We start from the raw sequence: 21,630 nt of genomic DNA on the forward strand, positions 1-21,630 counted from the left end.
ACTCCCTCCGTCAGGGACTCGCGGCGCGATCGGCGCGCCGCCCCTTGACGCGCACCTGACCTACACCAAGAATGAGCGCGTTCTGACAACGTTGTCTGCTGTGATCGGCTGTCGTCGGCTGTGATGGACTGTCGTCTCCCGCTGTCGGCCGTTGTCACCCGCCGTCGGCTCACGCACACCGGAGGCCCGCCCATGCCATGGCTCAGACGCACCCGGTCGCGCACCGCGGGCGTGATGCTGGCCGCCGCGCTCATCGGCGGAGCGCTCACCGCCCCCGCCGCGCGGGCGGACTCGCCCGGCGGTCCGCTCACCGACCTGGTCAACCCGTTCATCGGCAGCCGGAACGAGGGCAACACCTACCCGGGTGCCGCGGTCCCGTTCGGCATGGTGCAGCTCTCCCCCGACACCGGCCACACCACCGGCTACGGCTACGACGACGACCGCATCCGAGGCTTCAGCTCGGTGCACATCTCCGGTGTCGGCTGCGGACTCGGCGGTGATCTGCCGGTGCTGCCCACCACCGGCGACATCACCGAGACCGACTATGCGAAGTACGCGGCCCGCTACAGCCATGACGTCGAGTCGGCCCGCCCCGGCTACTACCGGGTGGGCCTGGCGTCGTACGGCGGAATCACCGCCGAGCTCACCGCGACCGCCCGTACCGGCAAGCAGCGCTACACCTTCCCGGCCACCGACAAGGCCAATGTGCTGCTCAACACCGGCCAGTCACTGCACAAAACGGTCTCCACACGGGTCGAGGTGCTGGATTCGCGCACCATCCGTACCGCCATCACCGGCCGGGGCTTCTGTCAGGACACCAGGCCGTACACGGTCTACACGATCACCCGCTTCGACCGGCCGTTCACGTCGTACGGGACCTGGGACGGCGACACGGTGACGCCCGGGTCCAAGGACTCCACGGCCACCGGACGGCACGGTGCCTATGCCCGTTTCGACACCCGCGAGGACCGTACGGTCGAGGCGACCACCGCCCTCAGTTACGTGGACGCGGCCGGCGCGGCCCGCAATCTGCGTGCCGAGGGCGGCCGTTCCTTCGAGCGTACGAAGGCCGCCGCGAACGCCGCCTGGGAGCGGCGGCTGAACCTGGTGCGGACACAGGGCGGCGACAAGACGCTGCGCCGGACCTTCTACTCCTCGCTCTACCGGTCGTTCCTCGCGCCGAATATCGGCAGTGATGTGGACGGGCGCTACACGGGCTGGGACCAGAAGATCCACCGGGCCGAGGGCTTCACCTACTACCAGAACTGGTCACTGTGGGACACCTACCGCACGCAGGCGCAGCTGCTGGCCCTGCTCGCGCCGCGCGAGTCCCGCGATATGGCGCTGTCGGTGCTGCGGATCGACAAGGAGGGCGGCTGGCTGCCCAAGTGGGGCTACGGCACGGTCGAGACGAACATCATGACCGGCGATCCGGTCACGCCGTTCCTCACCAATGCCTATCAGCAAGGATTGTTGAGGGGGCATGAGGAGGAGGCGTACGCGGCGCTGAAGAAGAACGCCGACGGGGTGCCGCCGCCCGATTCACCCGCTGTCGGGCGGGAGGCCAACCTCCAATATATGAAGCACGGTTTCGTCCCGTACATCAAGGGCCGTGAGCATGCGAAACCCGGGGACTCCGACTTCGACCACGGGGCTTCGGCGACCCTCGAATACGCCCTGTCGGATGCCATGCTGGCGCAGATGGCCCGCGATCTGGGACATACGGCGGACGCCGACCGGTATGCGGCCCGTGCGCAGAACTACCGCACCATCTTCGACCGTTCGACGGGGTTCTCCCGGGCCCGCGACGAGAAGGGCGCCTTCACCGGACCCGCCGATCCGGCCGAGAGCGAGGGTTTCCACGAGGGCACGTCCTGGCAGTACCAGTGGCTGGTGCCACAGGATCTGCCGGGGATGCTGAAGCTGATCGGCGGCAAGGACAGGGCTGATGAGCGGCTCGACTCCTTCTTCGCCTACGAGCAGTTGCGGAAGGATCCGGAGAAGACGGCGCGTGAGGTGTGGGTCAACGGCCCGTACGACTACTACAACGCGGACAAGTACAACCCGCAGAACGAGCCCGATCTGATCGCCCCGTACACCTACCTCTCCACCGGCCGGCCCTGGAAGACGACGGACGTGGTGCATGCGGCACTGACCCTCTTCACCGACACCCCCTCGGGTATGACCGGGAACGACGATCTGGGCACCATGTCGGCCTGGATGGTGCTCTCCTCGATCGGGGTGTTCCCCGTGCAGCCGGGGACCGACAGCTGGGGGCTGAGCACACCGGTCTTCGACCGCGTGGACCTGACGCTTGATCAGCACTTCTACCCCTCCGGGCGCTTCACCCTCACCGCACCCGGTACGTCGGACGTCGACCACTACCTCCAGTCCGTCAGCCTGGACGGTACCCATTGGGACCGGACGTATCTGACCACCGACGATCTCCGCTCGGGCCGCGAACTGGCCTTCTCCGTGGGCCCGAAGCCGTCCGGCTGGGGCACCGGCGACGGAGCCGCGCCACCGCCGGTGGGTTCGTCAGCCGGAGAGCAGCAGCCCGACGGCCGGAGCTGAGATCACCGGCGCGGAGATCAGCGCGGCGGCGGCCCATCCCCGGTGGGCCGATCGACACAGTGGCGGCAGCCACCTGCCACTGACCCGAGAGCTCACGGTTCGTCGGCAGCTTCGCGCCTGGCTCCAGGTCGCCCGACAGGATCCGCTCCCGGAAGTGATCCGTGATCTTCGGAACGTTTTCTGATTGGCCATTACCCGTTCTCCTCACGGGAGTTGGGTCCTGACGTCGCTCGGCACACCAGTGCACTGGGAACCGTGGCGGAGGACCTGCCCAGGACCTCCCATCGAGCTGCCGCCGGACGGCTTGCTCTTGGAGGGCGATCCGGTCACCGGCTGCAAAGTGTGCAGCGCGCTGGACCTCCGGCGCCGGGAAGCACAGGCGCGAAGTGACAGGGCGGCTGCCTGTGCTGCCGCCCGGGAGATCCGGAACCACAGGCGTGGGCACGTCGGAGGCGCGATGTGAACCCGCCGGAGTTGTTCGCACCGGACGCCACCGGCGGGCTCAACGCCGGCGGATCCGAGGGGGGTGGACGGGGTTCGCCGGGCGACTGGATGTGCGCTCCGGAGTGGTGTCCATCCCGCAGGAGGCGAAGGTGTGTGCCGCCGTGCCCGTTCCCGTGCACCACATGCCGTGCGACCGGTCGGCAATGGGCGTCCGGCCGCCGGGCACCAGTGGGCAGCATGGCTCACGCGGCCGGCCATCCCTCGCGTGGCCCCTGCGAGCGAGGACTTGCCCGATCCGGACATCCCCGGTGAACGTGACCAGCGCGTTCCTCGGGATGTCCGCATCGATACCGCGGAGGCTGTGCTCACGGGCGCCGCGTACCCGTACGTACGAGCCGGTCATGTCTCCCCGATCCGGCCCCCTCAGCCGGAGCCCGTGGCCGTCCGGATCCGGTCGCGTGCCTCCTCCCAGGGGACGGGCGTGGCGATCACCGCACGCAGCGCACGGACCTGGCGGGGCGGCAGACCGATGGCCAGGACGCCGGTGGCGGTGCCGTCCCGGCCGTAGAGGGCGACGGCCCGGCGCGCGTCGCGGTCCAGGACGGTGGTCTCCGTCCGGTCGGCGCCCGCGGTCAGCCCGTACGCCTGCATCTTGATGTCGTACTGGTCGGACCAGAAGTACGGCACGGGCGCGAAGGGCCGGCGGTCCGGCGCGGGGATGTCGATGCCCTCGCCGGCGAGCTCGGCGAGCAGATTGCGGGCGGCGGCCATCCCCTGCTCGGTGGCGTTCATCCGGTGCTCGAACCGGAGCGGCCGGCCGTGGACCGGATGGTCCCAGCGGGCCACGTCGCCCGCGGCGTAGATGCCGGGGGCGGCGGCGCAGTACGCGTCGCAGCGCAGCCCGTCGACGGTGTCCAGGGACGGGTCGGTCAACCAGCGGACGGCGGGTTCGGAGCCGATGGCGAGCAGCACGAGGTCGGCGGGCAGCCGGGTCCCGTCGGCCAGCCGGACGCCGGTGACCCTGTCGCCCGCCGTCTCGAAGCCGTTCGCCGTCTTGAAACCGTTTCCCGTCTCGAAGCCGTTTCCCGTCTCGAAGCCGTTCACCGTCTCGAAACCGTCCACCACGCCGGTCCGCAACCGCACGCTACGGGCCCGGTGTTCCTCGGCGAGCAACCCGCCGATCTCGGCGCCGACGGTACCGGCCATCGGTACCGTGGCACGTCCCACAAGGGTCACCTCATGCCCCAACCCCCGTGCCACCGCAGCCGCTTCACATCCCAGTACGCCGTTGCCCACGATCACCAGGCGCCGCCCGCCGTCGGCCAGCCGGGCACGCAGGGCCAGCGCGTCGTCCAGGGTGCGCAGGGTGTGCACGCCGGCGAGGTGTTCGGCGCCGGGGAGGGTGCGGGCGGTGACGCCGGTCGCGATGATCACGCCGGCGCAGGCGAGACTCCCCCGCTCTCGACCTTGCTCAAGCGGGGGGATCCCCACGCCGTCGACGAGGGTGAGGGTGCGGGTGGCCGCGTCGAGGCCGGTCGCCCGGGTGCCGAGCCGCAGGTCGAGCCCGAGCGGATCGAGCTGGTCGGTGGTGCGCAGCAGCAGGCGGTCCGGCTCCCATGCGCCGAGCAGCAGCTGCTTGGACAACGGCGGCCGGTCGTACGGGAGATGGGGTTCGTCGCCGATGAGGACGAGCGGGCCGTCCCAGCCGGAACGGCGCAGCGTCTCGGCGGCGGCGAGCCCGGCCGCCGAGGCTCCGACGACGGCTATGGGCCGGGGGGCTTCGGCCGGGGGCGCCCCCATGCCGTGCTCGCTCATGCCTGGATCTCGATGGCGGCGGCCGGGCAGATGGCGGCGGCCTCGCGGACCGCGTCGTGCTGTTCGGCGGGCGGGGCGTCGTCGAGGAGCACGACGATGCCGTCCTCGTCGCGCTGGTCGAAGACCTCGGGGGCGATCAGTACGCACTGGCCGGCGGCGCAGCACTTGTCGGTGTCAAGGGTGATCTTCATGACGGAACTCCGTGGGTTGGTGGAGGGTGGCCTCAACGGTGGCTCGGGTGTGCCATCCGGTGGCCTGGGTGCGTCACCTGGTGGCCGGGGTGCCACCAGGTGGCTTGGGACTGTCATCAGGTGGCCCAGGTGTGTCACCAGGTGACGGGCAGGGCGTGACATCCGTAGATCGTCATATCGGTACGGAACGGAATCTCCTCGACCGGCACCGTCGGCCGCATCGTGGGGAAGCGCCGCAGCAACGTCGCGATGACGACCTGGAGTTCGACACGGGCCAGCGCCTGGCCGAGGCACTGGTGGACGCCGTAGCCGAAGGCGACATGGTGCTGGGCGTTGGGGCGGCGGACGTCGAGGCGGTCGGGTTCGGCGAACACGCGCTCGTCGCGGTTGGCGGACGCCACGGCCACCACGACGCCCTCACCCGCCCGGATGAGGTGCCCGTCGATCTCGACGTCGGCGGTGGCGACCCGGCGCGGTCCGTTGCGGATGATGCTGTGGTAGCGCAGCAGTTCCTCGACGGCGCCGCGGATCAGACCGGGCTCCTGGCGCAGCCGCTCTGCGGTCTCCGGGTCGCGCATCAGGGTCAGTGCGCTCAGGCCGATCATATTGGCGGTGGTCTCGTGACCGGCGATCAGCAGCAGGGCGGCGAAGGCGGTCACGTCGTCGTGGGTGATCTCGCCGGTCCGCTGCTGTTCGACGATCAGCCGCCCGAGGATGTCATCGCCGGGAGCGGCTTCCTTCGCGGTGACCAACCGGTCGAGGTAGTCCCGGAGTTCGACGCGGGCGGCCTCGCGTTCGTCGTCGGGGATGGTACGGGAGAGGAGCGTGCCGGTGAGCCGCTGGAAGACGTCGTGGTCGTCGTACGGGACGCCGAGCAGCAGGCTGATGACCAGCGAAGGGACGGGCAGTGCCAGCGCCTCGACGAGGTCGACCCCGCCCTGCTCGTGCCCCTCGGCACGCTCCATCGCGTCGCAGAGTTCGTCGGTGAGGCGCTGGATCCCGGGACGCAGCGCCTCGACCCGCTTGACCATGAACTCCCGGGTGACCATCCGGCGCAGCCGGGTGTGCTCGGGCGGGTCCCGGCGGATGAAGCCGCGGTTCGCGTTCGGGGCACCGCCGGTCATACCGCTGAGCGGGTAACCGTGGACGGTGGTGTCGGAGCTGAAGCGCGGGTCGCCGAGGATCGCCCGGATGTCGCCGTAGCGGGTGGCCAGCCAGGCCCAACTGCCATCCGGAAGGGAGACCTTGGAGATCGGCTCGGTGGTGCGCAGGGCCGCGAATGCGGTGGGGGGTTCGAAGGGGCAGCCGTTCGGGGGCTGCACGGGAAGGGGCGCCGGGGCGGCGGAAACAGTCATCTCGCTCATCTCGCTTCGTGCGCGCACGTCGGCAAGGGCGTGCGCCATGAGTCGAACGTTCGCCTAACAGTCGTAAACTTACATGCGTAATGCATGGGCATGTGCAGCGGGGGTGGCTGCTGGCAGTTCTTCGGGGAGCGCGGGCTCTTGTCAGGGCGTCAGACTCGCTCAGGGGTGCGGCTCGCAGGGCGTAGGCCCAGCGCTCCAGCCCAGGGGCTGAGGCGGCGTCAGGACTTGAGGCCTTCCTCAGGGTGTGCGGCTCAGCGCTCCAGCAACAGCCGCAGGATTTCGTCCACGAACCGGTCCAGCCGGCGGGCGTCCTTCGGGCTCGGCATGACCTGCCAGAGCATGACGCGCCCGTGCACCGACGACCACAGCACATACGGCGCCTCGGCGCGCGAACCGCGTACCGTCCAGCCGGCCTCTTCGCAGGCCGTCAGCGCGTCGTTCCAGCCGCGCACCAGCATTCCGGCCGGGTGTCCGGCCAACCGCTCGGGGCCGACCGGGGTCTGCCGGGTCTCGTGGAGCAGGCGGTACGTGGCGGGGTGCGCGACGGCGTAGCGGCAGTAGGCGCGCAGCTGGGCGCGCAGCCGTGCCACCGGGTCGTCGTCGGCCTGCTCGGCAGCGGCGGCCATCGCCTGCCCCAGCCGCTCGTAGCTGATCTCCAGGGTGGCCCACACCAGCTCGGTCTTGTCGGCGAAGTGGCGGTAGATGCTCGGGGCGGCGACGCCGGCGGCCCGCGCCACCGCGCGCAGCGACAGCGCGTCCTCGCTGCCGACCTCCTCCAGGAGGCGCTCGGTGGCCCGCAGGAGTTCCTCCCGCAGACGCTCGCCCTGCCCACGCGGATTGCGGGGCCGGGCGGCCGCCCTCTCGCTCACTGCCTCCGGTCCTTCCCTGGCCTGGCCGATGTACTGCCCACCAGGGTTTCACACCGGGACGCGGGGCGTACGCGAGCATCGGAGCGGTCGGTCTGCCGCCCGTCCTCTCACCTCCCCATCTTCAGGCCGTCGGCCGCGGCGCCCCGGCTGAGGACCGCCTTGCTGATCGCGTCGCGGATGTCCGCGTGGCCGCGTGTCCGGGCGAGATTGAGCATCCGCACCGGCGGTCCCTGCAGGGCGAGCTGCGGAATGTACTCGGCCTTGGTGACCTGCCAGCGCCCGCCGTGCCGGGCAGGCGGTTCGAAGTGGAAACGGGCGATGGTGCCCCAGTTGCCCGCCGGTTTCTTCATACGGCCGGAGATATGGGCGCCGAGCCCGTAGGCGACCCAGGTGCCGTTGACCTTCTCGTACGGCTGCGGGGTGTGCGCGTGGGTGCCGAGGAGCAGGTCGATGTCCGGGCGGCCTTCGGTCTGCGAGGCGGTGAGGGCCTCGGCGAGTCTGATCTGCTGCGCGTTGGGGGCGGTCCGGTACTCGGTGCCCCAGTGCGCGCTGACGACCACCACATCGGCACCGGCCCGGCGGGCCGCCCGCGCATCGGCGATGATCTTCTTCTTGTCGAGCAGATTCACCGTCCAGGGCGCGGACGCCGGGCGCTGGGCACCATTGGTGCCGTAGGTGTACGAGAGGTGGGCCACCTTCGCTCCGCTGCGGGCCAGTACCCGCGCCGAGCGGGCGGCCTCGGTGGCGCTGCGGGCCGAGCCGACATGCCGCAGCCCGACCGTCTCCAGCGCCCGCAGGGTGCGGTGCACACCCGGGAGGCCACGGTCCAGCACATGGTTGCTGGCGGTGGAGCAGGAGTCGTAACCGGTCGCCTTCAGAGCGGACGCGAGCTGCGGCGGGGCCTGGAAGACGGGATAGCCGGCGAAGGGGCCGGACAACTGTCCGAGCGGTGCGCCGAGATGACACACCGCCATGTCGGCGTCGTGGATGACCGGCTTCACCCCGGCCAGCATCGGCCGGAAGTCGTAGCCCATACCCTTCGCGTCCCGCCGCGCCGTGCCGAGGACGTCCGGGACGGACGGGATGATCTCTCCGGAGGCGACCAGGGTGAACGGCCGCTGGGGGGAGGGCTCGACCACGGGGGCGCCGCCGTGGCCGCGCGGCTTGGATTCCGAGTGCGGGGGCGGGGTGCTCTCCGCGCCGCCGCAGCTCACGGCCAGCGCGGCGAGCAGGACCACCGCCGCATACCGTTTGTGCTTGTACGCGCTCATCCCCGACACATATCAACAGACTTATGCAGGAAAACGCCCGAGTAGGCGGGTGTGTCCGCGCTCTCCCCCGTACGGACCCACGGCTGTGGAAGTGCACGGCGTCGAGGAATCACCGTGCCGCGCAGCCTTCACCGTGCCACCGAGCCGTCACCGGCCGCCGAGCCACAGTGTCGCGGAATCGGAGCGGCCCGCACAGCGCCCCGAGCCCGGGCCTCCTCGTCTAGGCTGCCGGGATGACGCCCACCCTGCCCGACGACGACCGCTTCCCCGACGCGCTGCCCGTAGTCGAGACGATGCGCCGGACCCCCTCCGGGCGGGCCTGGCTCGACCGGCTTCCGGGGATCGTCCGGGAGATCGAGGAGCGGTGGGAACTGCGGCTCGGCGCCCCGTTCCACGGCGGCAGCTGCTCTTGGGTGGCGCCGGCTACGGGGCCGGGTGACGGATCGACGCTTTCGGCGCGCAGCGGGTGGGCGGTACTCAAGGTGACCTGGCCGCACCGCGAGGCCGACGGCGAGGCACCGGCGCTGCGGGCCTGGAACGGCAACGGGGCGGTACGGCTCCACCGGTGGGACCGTGAGCACAGCGCGCTGCTGATCGAACGCTGCGACCCGGGCACGACGCTCGACGACTCCCCCTTGCCGCCCGCCGAGCGGCTCACCGTCGCCGCCGGACTGCTGCGTGACCTTTGGGCCGCGCCCACACCGCCCGACGAACAGCTGGAGCACGTCGGCACGGTCTGCGCCGAATGGGCCGACCTGCTCCAGGAGCGGATGATCCGGCTGCGGCCCGGTTACGACCCCGGTCTGGTCACGCGCGGCGCCGAGCTGCTGCGTACGCTGCCGACGACGGCCGCCCGCGAGGTCGTGGTGCACGGTGACTTCAACCCCGGCAATGTGCTGGCGTCGAAGCGCCGTCCGTGGCTGGCCATCGACCCCAAACCAATGGTCGGCGACCCGGCGTACGACCCATGGCCGTTGCTGGCGCAGATCGACGATCCCTTCGGGCACCCGGATCCGCGGCCGGTGCTCCGCGAGCGGTACGCGCTGGTCGCCGACGTGCTGGGCGAGGATCCGGCACGCCTGATGGCCTGGGCGGTGGCGCGCGGGGTGGAGTGCGCGCTGTGGTGCGCGGACCACGACGAAGTCGAGGACGGGGCGGAGCTGTTGGCGGAGGCCCGGGTGCTGGCGGAGCTGGCCGGGCTGTGAGCCGGGGGTGAGCCGGGCGCCGAGAGCGGCCGGCCGGTCGCTTCGCCGTCACGGCGAGGGTCATACGGCGGCCTCGGCGCGCCGGGCCGCGGCTGTCGCCGACGCGTCGTAGTCGGCGGCGACGCTGCGCACCCGGCACATCGCCCTCGATGTGCCGGGTGCGCAGCGGCAGGATCTCCGCCGGGCGGGACGGGCGCGACGGCCCTTTCGGACGGCCGCCACGTTTCCAGCCACCCTCCGACGGGTCGATTGCCTCCGAGGCCATACGTCGAGGCCATCCCCGCCAAGGTCATACGTCCGACGTCCCTCCCGGATCCGGCCGGTGACGGAGGTGGAACAGCTCTCGCGCCATCCACAGAAATCACACAGATCTCGTGGAATTAACAATTCTCCTGCCTTGGCCTGAGAACTTCACATGTGATTTTGTTTTAAGTATCATGAATGACGTGATCCCTGAAAACTCGACGTCCGCAGCGGACCACCGTCCGATGATCGGCGTCTCGCTGAAGCTCCACTTCGGGCTGGCGCGGACCCGGGACTGGCTCGCGGAGGTGGCGGCGCTCGACGATGCGCTGGCCGCGCTCCCCCGTCCCGTCGACCTCTTCGTGCTGCCGTCCTTCCCGGCGCTGGCGGACGCCCGCGAGCTGCTCTCCGGCACCGGAATCGCCTTCGGCGCACAGGATGTGCACTGGGCGGAGAGCGGCGCCTGGACCGGTGAGGTGTCCGCCGGGATGCTCGCCGAGGCGGGCGCACGGTATGTGGAGGTCGGCCATGCCGAGCGCCGCCGGTACTTCGGGGAGACGGATGAGACCGTCACCGCCAAGACCCGGGCGGCCACCCACGCCGGCCTCGTTCCCGTGATCTGTGCGGGCGAGCGGCGTGCCGAGGATCTCGACGCGGCCGTCGACGAAACGCTGACCCAGGTACGGGCCGCGCTGTCCGGTGCCGTACCGGACAGCGAGGTCGTCATCGCGTACGAGCCGGTCTGGGCGATCGGCGCCCGCGCACCGGCGCCGGCCCGGCACGTCCGGGCGGTGGCCGGTGCCATCCGCGGCTGTCTGCGCGACCACGACGTACGCGGGCGGCTGATCTACGGCGGCACCGCGGGCCCCGGCACCTACGGCGCGCTGGCCGGCGCCGTCGACGGACTGTTCCTGGGCCGGCTGGCCCACGACACCGAGGGCCTGCGCAAGGTCCTCGGTGAAATCTCCGGGACCGCCGGCGAAGAGATCTCCGGGTCCGCCGGCGGCTGACGGCCGGCCCCGGCAACGCCCCGGACGTCAACGCCACCCCGACCGACGCCGACCGCCCCCAGCCCCAGGAACCCCAGGACCCCAGGCCCAGCGGCCCCGGCCCCACAAGCCCCACAGCCCCGAGGGAGACCACCGTGCAGCACACCCACCGCATCGCCATCGGTGCCGACGACGCCGGGATCGTCATGAAGGACGCGATGATCGCCTACCTCACCGAGCACGGCCACCCGGTCACCGACATGAGCGCCACGGCCACCGAGGACTACCCGGACGTCGCCGAGCGGGTCGCACGGAGCGTGGCCCGCGGCGAACACGAGCGTGCCGTCCTCATCTGTGGCACCGGCATCGGCATGGCGATCGCCGCCAACAAGGTCCCCGGCATCCGTGCCGCCCAGATCCCCGACAGCTACAGCGCCGAACGCGCCCGCAAGTCCAACGACGCGCAGATCGCCTGCTTCGGCAATCGCACGATGGGAGTGGAGGCCGCGCTGGTCTGTCTGCAGCACTGGCTGATGTCCGACTTCGCGGGCGGCGGTTCCGCCCCCAAGGTCGAAAAGATCAAGCAGGTCGAGTCGCGCAATCTGCGCGCGGCCTGACTCCGTCGCCCGGAAGGAAGCCGATCCACGGTGAGCACGACAGTCCCCGCATCCGCCGGGTCCCCCGCACCGGCCTCCCCCGCCTTCGTCTGGAGCGAGACGGACCGCCGGGCGGTCGACACCGCCCGGGTGCTGGCGATGGATGCCGTGCAGCGGGCCGGGCACGGTCACCCCGGTACCGCGATGGCCCTGGCCCCGGTCGGGTATCTGCTGCACCAGCATCCGATGCGCCATGCCCCGGGCGATCCCCACCGCCGCCGGCCGGCAATCCGCTGCCGGCCGCCGATCCGTACGGCCGCACCGTCCACTACGGCATCCGTGAACACGCCATGGGCGCCGTGATGAACGGCATCGTGCTGCACGGCAACACCCGGATCTACGGGGCACGTTCCTGGTCTTCTCCGACTACATGCGACCCGTCGTCCAGATGGCCGCCCTGATGCGGCTGCCGGTGACCTACATCTGGACGCACGACTCCATCGGCGTCGGCGAGGACGGGCCCACCCACCAGCCCGTCGAACAACTCGCCGCCCTCCGGGCGATCCCCGGTCTCAATGGCGACCGGGGACACTGCGTCTCCCCGGAGCACTACGGCGCCTCCGCCTCCGAACTCTTCGAGGAGTACGGCATCACCGCCGACGCGATAGCCGAGGCGGCCCGCGCGACACGGACCCCCTCCACCTCTCCCGCTCCCCCACCGTCTCCCTCCTCCCCCTCTCCCGAAAGGCGGTAACAACCATGCGCGCAGTCGTCGTCGAGGAACCGAACCGGCTGTCCGTGACCACCGTCGCGGACCCGACGCCCGGCCCCGACGAGGTCGTCGTCAAGGTCACCGCCGCCGGGCTGTGCGGCACCGATGTGCACATGCTGGCGGGAGAGTTCGGGCCGACCCGCTACCCCGTCATCCCGGGGCATGAGTTCTCCGGCGAGATCGTCGCCGTGGGCACGGAGGTGACGGGCTTCGCGGAGGGCGACGCGGTGGCCGCCGACCCCGCGATCTACTGCGGCTCCTGTCACTTCTGTGCCATCGGCCGCGGCAACCTCTGTGAACAGTGGGGCACCATCGGCATCACCGTCGACGGCGCCTGCGCCGAATACGTCAAGGTGCCGGCCGGCAACTGCTACCGGCTGCCGGAGACCGTACAGCTCGCGCACGCCCCGCTCATCGAGCCGCTGTCGACCATCGTGCACGGCTTCGACCTCGTCGGCCCGCGGCTCGGCGACAACTTCCTGATCTACGGCGCGGGCACCATGGGCCTGCTCTACCTCCAGGTCGCCCAGCACTCCGGTGCCGCCTCGGTCTCGGTCGTCGACATCAACGAGGACCGGCTGGCGGTGGCCCGGAAGCTCGGCGCCGACACCGTCGCCACCAGCGCCGATGCCCTGACCGCCGGCCATCCGCGCGGCTGGGAAGTCGTCACCGACTGCACCGGCAACATCCGGGCCATCGAGGACGCCCTGACCCGGCCCATCCGCGGCGGCACCTTCCAGCAGTTCGGCTGCGCCCCCGACCAGGATCTGGCCCGCTTCTCCCCGTTCCGCATCTACAACGACGAGATCCGGATCGTCGGCAGCATGGCCATCCTGCACAGCTACGGCCGTGCCGTGGAACTGCTGGCCAGGGGCGCCATCGACGCCGACACCATGATCACGCACCGCTTCGGCCTCGACGAGTACGCGACCGCGCTGGAGACCTTCAAGAAGGGGGCCGGCCGTAAGCTGCAGATCGTCCCTCACGGCCGGATGTCGTGACAGCGGCCGTCCGCTGCGCTGTGCTCGGGCCGGCTTGGTTGCCCCACCGTTCTTCGGCCGTCCGGCCGTGGGGGGCGCCTGCGGCGGGCCTGGGCCCCACGTTGTCGGCTGTCCCGCCGTGGGGGGCGCCTGCGGCGGACCTGAGCCGATGTTTTGGCTGTCCCGCCGTGGGGGTGTTTCGCCGTTGCGCCTGCGGCGGGCGTGGGTTTTCGGGTGCGGTGACGGGCCTCCGGACTCCGTCCTGCGGCCCTCCCCCATAGCCTGAAGGGCATGGGAGGTACCCCCATCCTCCCGACGGTGGGGGAAAGAGGCCGGTGGGGGCACATGTCGTCTGTCGGGTGCCTGTGGTCACGTCCACGAGGTGTACATGACCGGCTACGTGTCACCCCACCGGTCTTCTTCCCCACCCCCTCGGGAGGCGCTGGACCGCAGGACGGCGTCCGGAGGTCCGGCACCGCTGCCGAACAGCCCCGCGCAGCGGCAACAGCCCACCGCAGGTGCAACGGCGGGACAGCCAAGGATGTCGGCTCACGCAAAGGGGAATCTGCGGGACCACTCGTCGTTCGACAAGCGGTGCGACATCCTCGCCGACCACTTCAGCACCCGTTGGACCGGCAGCATTCAGCCACGCCTCGACGAGACGTACACCTTCACCACCGTCTCCGACGACACTGTGCGGCTGTGGATCGACGGCAAGCCGGTGATCGACAGTGCCACGCCGCACGGCCTGTGGCCAGCCCCCAGCAGATCGTGCCGCGGCGGCAGTTGTACCGACTGGCAGTGCGTAGTGGAAAGAAGTGAAAAATCGCCGTGCAGGATTGGGCCGATCGAGTCATCGAGGCCGGTCCGGGCATCGCCACGGTAGCGGGAGGGCCGCCGTGCGTCGGGACGCCGTTGTCAGTGCCCGCTCCTATCCTCGGAGAGCATGAGCAAAGTCGAGATCCTGCGCACTCATGGCGAAGCCCTCGCGCTCTTCGGGAGCCGCGTCCATGCCGTTCGCGACGACCAGTGGGACGCCCCCACGCCCTGCACGGACTGGTCGGTGCGGGATCTGGTGAACCATCTGACGGCCGAGCAACTGTGGGTGCCCCGCCTGGTGCGGGACGGCGCGACGGTCGCGGAGGTGGGCACGGACCTCGACGGGGACCAGCTCGGCGTCGTTCCGGCAGCGGTCTGGGACCGTGCGGCGGTCGCTGCCGTGGCGGCGTTCGCCGAGCCCGGTGCGCTGGATCGTACGGTGCATCTGTCCTACGGCCCCAGCCCGGCCGCGGCGTACTGCACCCAGATGATGACCGATGCGGTGGTGCACGCCTGGGATCTGTCGCGGGCGATCGGCGCCGATGAGCGGCTGCCGGGCCATCTGGCGACGGCGGCGCTGCTCGAGGTGGAGCCGTACGCCGCGGAGCTCGGTGAGTCGGGGCTGTTCGCCGCGCCGGTGGAGCCCCCGGCGGATGCCGACGATCTCACCAGGCTGCTGTGCCTGCTGGGCCGTCGGCCCTGATCAGACGGTCCCGTCAGTCGATGCCGCGGATGATGTACGGCTCGGCGGGGTCATCATCGTAGCCGGCGAGACGCACCGGGGCGCAGCGGCCCCAGACCTCCAAGTTGCGGACTTCCTGGATGCGGCCTTGCCGATCGCCCTGCTTCGAGCGGGGCTGCTTGTACTGAGCTTTGCGCACTGCCACCACGCACTCCTTCTTCGAGGTATTGGTCTCCGACGCGGTGGCGCCTCATTCACAAACCGGGAGGTCAGCCAGGGTTTGTGGCGTTCCCGCGACGGGGCCAATGGTGTTGGCGTCTCCCAGAAAGGTCGTCCGTCGTCCTCCAGGGTATCGACGTCGTTCACTGCGCGCTCGACTTTTTCCGGCGATAACGTCATGTCGGCGGAAGGCGGGAAACCAGCCTCTTCCTGCGACGGGAGTGATGTACGGGGCCCGGCCCTCCGCCGTGGATCAGCCTTCGCCGCCGCGCGTCATTCATCCGGGTGGAGGGCCGCGGTGCTACCCATGGGCGAGTGGAATGGTTCGCAGACACCAACTACTGGCTCGGCCGGCTCGTCTTCCAGCGGATGCTGGCCGTCCTCTATCTGATCGCGTTCATCGCGGCGCTCCGGCAGTTCCGGGCGCTCATCGGTGCGCGCGGGATGCTGCCGGTGCCCGCGTTCGTGGCACAGGTGCCGTTCCGCGCCTCGCCCTCGGTGTTCCACTGGCACTACTCCGACCGGTTCTTCGCCACCTGGTCGTGGTGCGGGGTGCTGCTGGCGGCCGCGGTCGCGGCGGGGGCCGCGGATGCCGTGCCGCTGTGGGCGTCGACGGTGATGTGGGCGGCTCTGTGGGTGCTGTATCTCTCCATCGTGAACGTGGGGCAGACGTGGTACAGCTTCGGCTGGGAGTCGCTGCTGCTGGAGTCGGGCTTTCTGGCCGTCTTCCTCGGCAACGCCGAGACCGCTCCCCCGGTGCTGGTGATGTGGCTGCTGCGCTGGGTGCTGTTCCGGGTGGAGTTCGGGGCCGGGCTGATCAAGATCCGCGGCGACAGCTGCTGGCGGGATCTGACCTGTCTGCATTACCACCACGAGACGCAGCCGATGCCGGGCCCGCTGAGCTGGTTCTTCCACCATCTTCCCAAGCCGCTGCACAAGGTCGAGGTGGCGGCCAACCATGTCGCCCAACTCGCCCTACCGCCCCTGCTGTTCACTCCGCAGCCGGTGGCGGGCTGGGCCGCGTCCGCGATGGTCGTCACCCAGCTGTGGCTGGTTCTGTCCGGCAACTTCGCCTGGCTGAACTGGGTGACCATCGCGCTCGCCCTGTCGGCCGCCGCCCCCCTGTGGGCGGACCACGCACCGCTTCCCGGGCCCCCGGTGTGGTTCGAGGTCCTGGTCATCGCGGCCACCGTGCTCGTCGTCGGGCTCAGCTACTGGCCGGCGCGCAATCTGCTGTCCCGGCAGCAGATGATGAACACGTCGTACGAGTCGCTGCATCTGGTCAACTCCTACGGCGCGTTCGGCACCATCACCCGGGTCCGGCGGGAGATCGTGCTGGAGGGTACGGCGGACGCGGTGAACGGGCCCGACACCACCTGGCACGCCTACGAGTTCCACGGCAAGCCGGGTGACGTACGACAGCTGCCGCGCCAGTTCGCCCCGTATCACCTGCGGCTGGACTGGCTGATGTGGTTCGCGGCGCTGTCGCCTGCCTATGCGCGCTCGTGGTTCCTGCCGTTCGTGGAACGGCTGTTGGAGAACGACCGTGACACGCTGCGGCTGCTGCGGGTCAATCCGTTCCCCGATGTTCCGCCGGCGCGGGTGCGGGCCCGGATCTTCCGATACCGCTTCACGACCTGGCGGGAACTGCGGGAGACCGGAGCGTGGTGGCAACGGAGCGAGGTGCGGGAGTTTCTGCCGCCGATGGCGCTGTCACCTCTGCGCGAAAGGCAATGACCATGTCCCGGGCGTGCCGCAGCCCGATACGGGTGAAGCCCCGTTCCAGTTCGGCGAGTTCGGCGAGCGTCTCCTGCGGGTCGCTGCCGAGGCGGGCGCGGGACTTGACCAGGCCCAGCCGGGACAGGGCGACGCCGCGCGGTTCCCGCATCTCGGTGAACTCGCGCAGCGCGAGGGCGTAGGTCTCGCGGGCCTCCGCGTAGCGCCCGGCGCGGTACTGCACATTGCCGCGCATCTTGTGGTTGTAGGCGAGCGCGCTGGCCAGGTCCATGGTGCGGCAGATGACCTCCGCCTCGGACAGCAGGGCCAGCGCCCGGTCCGGTTCGCCCCGTACGGAGAGGATGTCGGCTATCCCGCGCAGCGACCAGGCGCGGCCACGGGCGTCGTCACCGTCGGCGGCTATGCGGGCGGACTCCTCGAAGAGCTCCAGGGCCTTACCATAATCCCCGCTATTGCGGTGCATCTGGGCAATACCGGACATGGCCCAGACCATGTGCCGGACCTCGCCGTGCGCCCGGCCCTGTTCGAGCAGCTGCTCGTGGAGTTCGGCGACCGCGGCGTAGTCGCCCTGTATGCGCCCGGTCTCGGCGAGGCCGGCGAGCGCGTAGCCGTGGGCGAGGCGGTCACCGCTGCCGGCGGCCAGCGTGGCGGCGTGCGTGAGCAGGCGGCGGGCCAGCGGCAGCGTCCCGCACTGGCGGGCGAGAGTGCCGCCGCTCCAGAGCGCCCAGGACATGGCGGCCGCGTCACCGGCCGTGCGGGCGCTGCGGTAGCTCTCGCGCCAGGCGGCGCCGGCGTCGTCCACCCGGCCCAGCCGCCGGTTGGCCTCGGCGACCGCCAGCGCGGCGCGTGCCCGTTCCAGTGCGGTGCCCGCGCGGGAACGGGCACGGTTCGCCGTCGCCAGCACCTCCTCGTACGAGGAGTTCACACCCAGCGCCGAGCCCAGCTCGCCCTGGTACTCCGGGGCGAATGCCTTGCCGTACATATATCCGTGGCCTCTCGATCTCTTTTGTGCTTGATCAAGAAGCTACGAGTCGTCCGGGGTCCGGCGAATCCGTCCACGTACGGGTCGTCGCGTACGACCTGAGTGCTACGGAGGGGGTGATGGTCATCAACGGGATGTAGGGGTCCGTCGGGGCGGTGGGGGCTTTCGAGTCGGTGGAGTCCTGCTCGTCGGTGGGAGCCTGTCGAGGGGTGCGGGTCCGTCGGTCCGGGGCTGTTGGTGCGTCGGTCCGGGGCTGTCGGTGCGGGGTTGTCGGGTGTCGGAGGGGGCCGGGGGCGGGGGTGTGCTCTCAGGCGTGGTGTGGCGGAGCTTTGGCCGCGGTCTCGCCCGTCGCCTCACCTGCCGCCTCCTCTCCTGCCGCCCGCTCGGCTGCCTTGCGTGGTGCCTTTTATTTTCGGCAACGATTACGCAGCGTGATTGATTCCCTGTTCTGTTACTTTGTGTGAGCATTGGGTGGCAGGTGCGCCCCCACCGTGCGCCGCCGCGCCCCCGCCGCCCGGACATTGCTGTTGCGTGCGGAACGGGCCACCCTGGCTGGCACGTACGAGATCGCCCCACACGTACGAGATCGCCCCACGAGATCGCCGAACGCCGAGGTGTCGCATGAGCGCAGCACGGAGGACAGGGTGAGCGCAGCACGGAGGAGAGGGACGGAGTCGAGGACGGGGATGACGTCGTCGGCAGGGCGCGGGCGCGGGACAGGTGTCAGCCGGACGGGTGTGAGCCGTCGCCGCTTCGTCGGTGGGGTCGCGGCCGGTCTGACGGCGGCGGCCGGCACCGCGCTGTTCACCGCCGGGGACCCGCCCTCCGCGCAGGCCGGGCACCACCCCGAGCGCCAACCCCGCCCCCCGCGCACCGCCCGGCCACTGTTCCTCGGGACGTACACCTCCGAAGAGGGCGGCGGCACCGGCATCGGCCTCGGCAGCTACCACCCCGCGACCGGCCGGATCACCGCCACCGGCACCGTGGCGGGTGTCGCCGATCCCTCCTACCTGGCCCTCGCCCCGTCCGGCCGTACGCTCTACGCGGTCAACGAGCAGGAGCAGGGCACGGTCACCGCTCTTGCACTGCCGCCGGACGGCGCGCCGCCCACGGTGCTGGGGAGCCGGCCCACCGGCGGCGCCGGGCCCTGTCATCTCTCGGTGCATCCCAGCGGACGCTGGCTGCTCAGCGCCAACTATCTGTCCGGCAGCGTGGCCGTGCATCCCATCGACCAGGACAGCGGCGCCTTGGGTGAGCCTACGGATCTGGTCGTCCACTCCAGCCCGCCGCCCGGTCCCGGGCAGGACGGGCCGCACGCCCACCAGGTCATCACCAGCCCGGACGGCGGCCATCTGCTGGCCGTCGATCTCGGCAACGACACCGTGTATACGTATCGGCTGGACGCGTCGGCCGGGAAGCTCACCCGGGTGTCGTACGCGACACTGCGCCCCGGGGCCGGGCCCCGGCATCTGACCTTCCACCCTTCGGGCGCCTTCGCCTACTTGGCGAACGAGGTCGACAACACCCTGGTGGTCTGCGGTTATGCCCCGGGCAGCGGGCGGCTGACGCCCGGCGAACCGCAGCCCACCGGGACGGGCGACGGCACCAGCTATCCGGCGCAGGTGCTGGTCACCCGGGACGGCGGCTTCGCGTATCTCGCCAATCGGGGCCACAACAGCCTCACCCGTTACGCCGTGGAGGCGGGCGGGGCGCGGCTGCGGCTGCTGGACACGGTGCCGGTGGGTGGCGACTTCCCCCGGCAGATCGCGTTCTCACCGGACGAGCGGCTGCTGTTCGCGGCGAACCAGAAGTCGGGGGCGGTGACGGTGTTCTCGGTGAACGCGGGCACGGGGGCGCTTGAGCGCGTGGGCGAGTCGTTCGCGGCCCCGATGCCGGTGTGTGTACTGCCCATGTGAGGTCTCGGTGATCGCGGCCTGGATTTTGTTCCCCGATGCCGTCTTCCCCTTCCTCATCAACTCCTGCGGCGTCATTGCCCTGTTCGTCTATCCGGCGATGGCCGTCGCCGAGGCGCGGATGCGGCGGACGCTGGAACGCGCGGAGCCGGCGTCGCAGCTGACGCTGAGGATGTGGCTGTTTCCCTGGAGGAGTTGGCCCCGGACTCCTATCGGACTCCAGCACCTCACCGACCCGCGCATGAACGAGGCCGCGTGGCGGGCGCTCGATCTGCTGCGTGCCTACGCCGCCCGGGACCGCGCCACGATTGTCGAGTACCTCGCACTTGGAGGGCGACCAGCTTGTAGCCCGGCTAACGAGACTTGTGCAGGGTCGGCGAGCGCACGGTCAGAACCAGTGCAGGCAGTGCGGGGAGCGCTCGCCGCGGAGGAGGGCGTCAGCGAGGGTGGCCGCGCCCGGGCGGTGGGCCCGGATGTGTCCGGCACGCACGAGCGTGCTCGGGGCGGTGCCGCCGAGGTAGACCGAGCCCAGGTCGCTCACGTCCAGGGACAGGTCGGGCGCCCGGTCCGTCGGGACGCAGTCTGCCTTGCTGTCCTGAACGGTCAGCAGGTAACGGCCGTGCTCGCCGAGGAACGGGTCCTCGACGTCGAGCACGAGCTCGCCGTCCATGAACCAGCCGCGCGCGGTCAGAGCACGCGGGACGTCCAGCAGCCGCACCCAGAGCCAGTCGGTGTCGCCGCTCACCTCGCCGGCGCGGAAGTCCGCGAACTGCCAGCGCAGCGGGTGCTCGGGCGGGACGTGCTGGAACACGACCTGAGAGACCAGGTCGTGTCCGAGTACGAACCGGGCCAGGGCCGTGAAGACGGCGTCGTCGGTGGCGATGGTCTCGTCGACCGTCACGGTCCCGGGCTCGCCGATCGAGTAGCTGGCGTACCCGTCCGGGACGCCGTCGGCGTCACGGTGAACGGCGACGTAGCGCGGCGCCGGCGAGATCGGGGGCTGCCCCGCGCGCAAGGCCCACCAGCGGTGCGGCCGGGACAGCGCGCCGGGCTGGGCGCGGCGATACCGGTCGTAGACCGCTTCCAGAATCTCTCCGCACTCGGCACGACGCAGCACCTCGACCGAGTCGTTGTCCGAGCCGGTCGCTGGTGCGTCGGCCACTCCGCGCGCCCGGGGAACGGCGAGGGCGGCCTGGTGGCGCGGCACCGTCAGCCGCGCCGTGTAGGTCGCCGGTCCGTAGCCGAACCTTCCGTAGATCGGGGCCTCAGAGGCCAGCAGCACGGAGAGGAACTCCCCGCGGGCCCGCAACTCGGCGAGCTGATGCCGCATCATCGCGCTGAGCACGCCCTGGCGCCGGTGCGAGGGCAGGACGCCGACGGCGGTCACCCCGGCGGCCGGGACGAGGGTCTCACCGGGCAGGGTGAGCTCGAAGGAGTGCGCGGCGGCGGTGCCGACGGTCCGCCCGTCGGCCGTCACGGCGAGCAGGCAGCGGTCCATTTCGAGCGCCGACCACCAGAGCCCGCCGCCCTCGATCGGGGTTTCCGGGAAGCGCCCGAACGCGGTATGGACTGTGTCGACGAAGACGTCAAGGTCCTCATCGGTCGCGGAACGAATCTCCATGCCGCCGCTGCCTCCTCGGAATACCGGCACCACGACTCGTGGTGTCTGGCCACAGTGCAGCGTTGCCCCGTGGCCAGGGCAAGCGGATTACGGCCGGGCCCGCGGCCGGTCACGGCTCAGCCTCGTCCCAGCCCGGCCCGGGCGACGAAGAACGGCCTGGACTCCGCCCGCGCCCGCGGCCGAGTCGGCGGCCGGCGCCCCGTCGTGGACGCCGACAAACGGACGCGTGCTCCTCGCCCGCCGTGCCGAAGGCCAGTCGATCCGCGAAATCGCCGCCGGAGTCGGCGTCTCAGTCGGGGTCGTACACACGACTCTCAACCCCACCGACAGCTGAGACGGCTACT

Annotated in this window: 17 protein-coding genes and 3 pseudogenes; 11 read left to right on the top strand and 9 right to left on the bottom strand. The window is 70.9% G+C overall.

Annotated elements, in window-relative coordinates:
* Positions 1-192: 192 nt before the first annotated feature.
* The gene (locus K9S39_RS07370) at positions 193-2,574 is read left to right on the top strand and encodes a GH92 family glycosyl hydrolase (RefSeq protein ID WP_248862526.1); all 2,382 of its coding nucleotides are present in this window, start codon (positions 193-195) and stop codon (positions 2,572-2,574) included.
* Positions 2,575-2,680: 106 nt separating this feature from the next.
* On the opposite strand, the pseudogene K9S39_RS42850 reads toward K9S39_RS07370, so the two are convergent.
* The 6 genes and pseudogenes from K9S39_RS42850 to K9S39_RS07395 form a co-directional block, all read right to left on the bottom strand.
* A pseudogene (locus tag K9S39_RS42850) lies at positions 2,681-3,058 on the bottom strand (hypothetical protein); the annotation flags it as partial.
* A 383-nt stretch (positions 3,059-3,441) separates the two neighbouring features.
* On the bottom strand, positions 3,442-4,833 hold the full coding sequence (locus K9S39_RS07375) for an NAD(P)/FAD-dependent oxidoreductase (protein WP_248862527.1): 1,392 nt from the start codon (positions 4,831-4,833) through the stop codon (positions 3,442-3,444).
* On the bottom strand, positions 4,830-5,024 hold the full coding sequence (locus tag K9S39_RS07380; RefSeq protein ID WP_248862528.1) for a ferredoxin: 195 nt from the start codon (positions 5,022-5,024) through the stop codon (positions 4,830-4,832). Before K9S39_RS07380 ends, K9S39_RS07375 begins: the two co-directional genes overlap by 4 nt.
* 134 nt (positions 5,025-5,158) lie before the next feature.
* Positions 5,159-6,379 (bottom strand): cytochrome P450, encoded by a 1,221-nt coding sequence (locus tag K9S39_RS07385; RefSeq protein WP_248862529.1) that lies wholly within the window; start codon positions 6,377-6,379, stop codon positions 5,159-5,161.
* Between the two features lie 260 nt (positions 6,380-6,639).
* A complete protein-coding gene (locus tag K9S39_RS07390; protein ID WP_248862530.1) occupies positions 6,640-7,257 on the bottom strand; it encodes a TetR/AcrR family transcriptional regulator in 618 nt (205 codons plus the stop codon).
* 107 nt (positions 7,258-7,364) lie between these two features.
* Positions 7,365-8,528: a CapA family protein gene (locus K9S39_RS07395; RefSeq protein ID WP_248862531.1), complete on the bottom strand. Its 1,164-nt coding sequence runs from the start codon at positions 8,526-8,528 to the stop codon at positions 7,365-7,367.
* Positions 8,529-8,761: 233 nt separating this feature from the next.
* On the opposite strand from K9S39_RS07395, the gene K9S39_RS07400 reads away from it, so the two are divergent.
* The 8 genes and pseudogenes from K9S39_RS07400 (at position 8,762) to K9S39_RS07435 (ending at position 14,835) form a co-directional block, all read left to right on the top strand.
* The gene (locus tag K9S39_RS07400) at positions 8,762-9,733 is read left to right on the top strand and encodes an aminoglycoside phosphotransferase family protein (protein ID WP_248862532.1); all 972 of its coding nucleotides are present in this window, start codon (positions 8,762-8,764) and stop codon (positions 9,731-9,733) included.
* A 446-nt stretch (positions 9,734-10,179) separates the two neighbouring features.
* Positions 10,180-10,986, top strand: a complete 807-nt coding sequence (locus K9S39_RS07405) for a triose-phosphate isomerase family protein (protein ID WP_248862533.1) — start codon at positions 10,180-10,182, stop codon at positions 10,984-10,986.
* Between the two features lie 134 nt (positions 10,987-11,120).
* Entirely contained in the window at positions 11,121-11,582 is a 462-nt protein-coding gene (locus tag K9S39_RS07410; protein ID WP_248862534.1) for an RpiB/LacA/LacB family sugar-phosphate isomerase, read from the top strand.
* A 138-nt stretch (positions 11,583-11,720) separates the two neighbouring features.
* The gene (locus K9S39_RS07415; RefSeq protein ID WP_248868625.1) at positions 11,721-11,924 is read left to right on the top strand and encodes a hypothetical protein; all 204 of its coding nucleotides are present in this window, start codon (positions 11,721-11,723) and stop codon (positions 11,922-11,924) included.
* Positions 11,840-12,138 (top strand): annotated as a pseudogene (locus K9S39_RS42330) (transketolase); the annotation flags it as partial. The gene K9S39_RS07415 and the pseudogene K9S39_RS42330, both read left to right, overlap by 85 nt.
* A 182-nt stretch (positions 12,139-12,320) precedes the next feature.
* The gene (locus tag K9S39_RS07425; RefSeq protein WP_248862535.1) at positions 12,321-13,334 is read left to right on the top strand and encodes a zinc-dependent alcohol dehydrogenase family protein; all 1,014 of its coding nucleotides are present in this window, start codon (positions 12,321-12,323) and stop codon (positions 13,332-13,334) included.
* A 580-nt stretch (positions 13,335-13,914) separates the two neighbouring features.
* Positions 13,915-14,061 (top strand): annotated as a pseudogene (locus tag K9S39_RS07430) (PA14 domain-containing protein); the annotation flags it as partial.
* Between the two features lie 198 nt (positions 14,062-14,259).
* Positions 14,260-14,835: a TIGR03086 family metal-binding protein gene (locus K9S39_RS07435; protein WP_248862536.1), complete on the top strand. Its 576-nt coding sequence runs from the start codon at positions 14,260-14,262 to the stop codon at positions 14,833-14,835.
* A 13-nt stretch (positions 14,836-14,848) separates the two neighbouring features.
* Here the strand turns inward: K9S39_RS07435 and K9S39_RS07440 are convergent, their stop codons facing one another.
* The gene (locus K9S39_RS07440) at positions 14,849-15,019 is read right to left on the bottom strand and encodes a hypothetical protein (protein ID WP_248869228.1); all 171 of its coding nucleotides are present in this window, start codon (positions 15,017-15,019) and stop codon (positions 14,849-14,851) included.
* A 329-nt stretch (positions 15,020-15,348) separates the two neighbouring features.
* Between K9S39_RS07440 and K9S39_RS07445 the strand changes: the two genes are divergently transcribed.
* Positions 15,349-16,770, top strand: a complete 1,422-nt coding sequence (locus K9S39_RS07445) for a lipase maturation factor family protein (RefSeq protein ID WP_248862537.1) — start codon at positions 15,349-15,351, stop codon at positions 16,768-16,770.
* On the opposite strand, the gene K9S39_RS07450 is transcribed toward K9S39_RS07445, so the two are convergent.
* A complete protein-coding gene (locus K9S39_RS07450) occupies positions 16,664-17,752 on the bottom strand; it encodes a tetratricopeptide repeat protein (protein WP_248862538.1) in 1,089 nt (362 codons plus the stop codon). The genes K9S39_RS07445 and K9S39_RS07450 overlap by 107 nt on opposite strands.
* Before the next feature lie 686 nt (positions 17,753-18,438).
* On the opposite strand from K9S39_RS07450, the gene K9S39_RS07455 reads away from it, so the two are divergent.
* The gene (locus K9S39_RS07455; protein ID WP_248862539.1) at positions 18,439-19,668 is read left to right on the top strand and encodes a lactonase family protein; all 1,230 of its coding nucleotides are present in this window, start codon (positions 18,439-18,441) and stop codon (positions 19,666-19,668) included.
* A gap of 385 nt (positions 19,669-20,053) precedes the next feature.
* Here the strand turns inward: K9S39_RS07455 and K9S39_RS07460 are convergent, their stop codons facing one another.
* Positions 20,054-21,286 (bottom strand): GNAT family N-acetyltransferase, encoded by a 1,233-nt coding sequence (locus K9S39_RS07460; RefSeq protein ID WP_248862541.1) that lies wholly within the window; start codon positions 21,284-21,286, stop codon positions 20,054-20,056.
* Between the last annotated feature and the right edge of the window lie 344 nt (positions 21,287-21,630).

The organism is Streptomyces halobius (assembly GCF_023277745.1).
GTDB classification, from domain to species: Bacteria; Actinomycetota; Actinomycetes; order Streptomycetales; family Streptomycetaceae; genus Streptomyces; species Streptomyces halobius.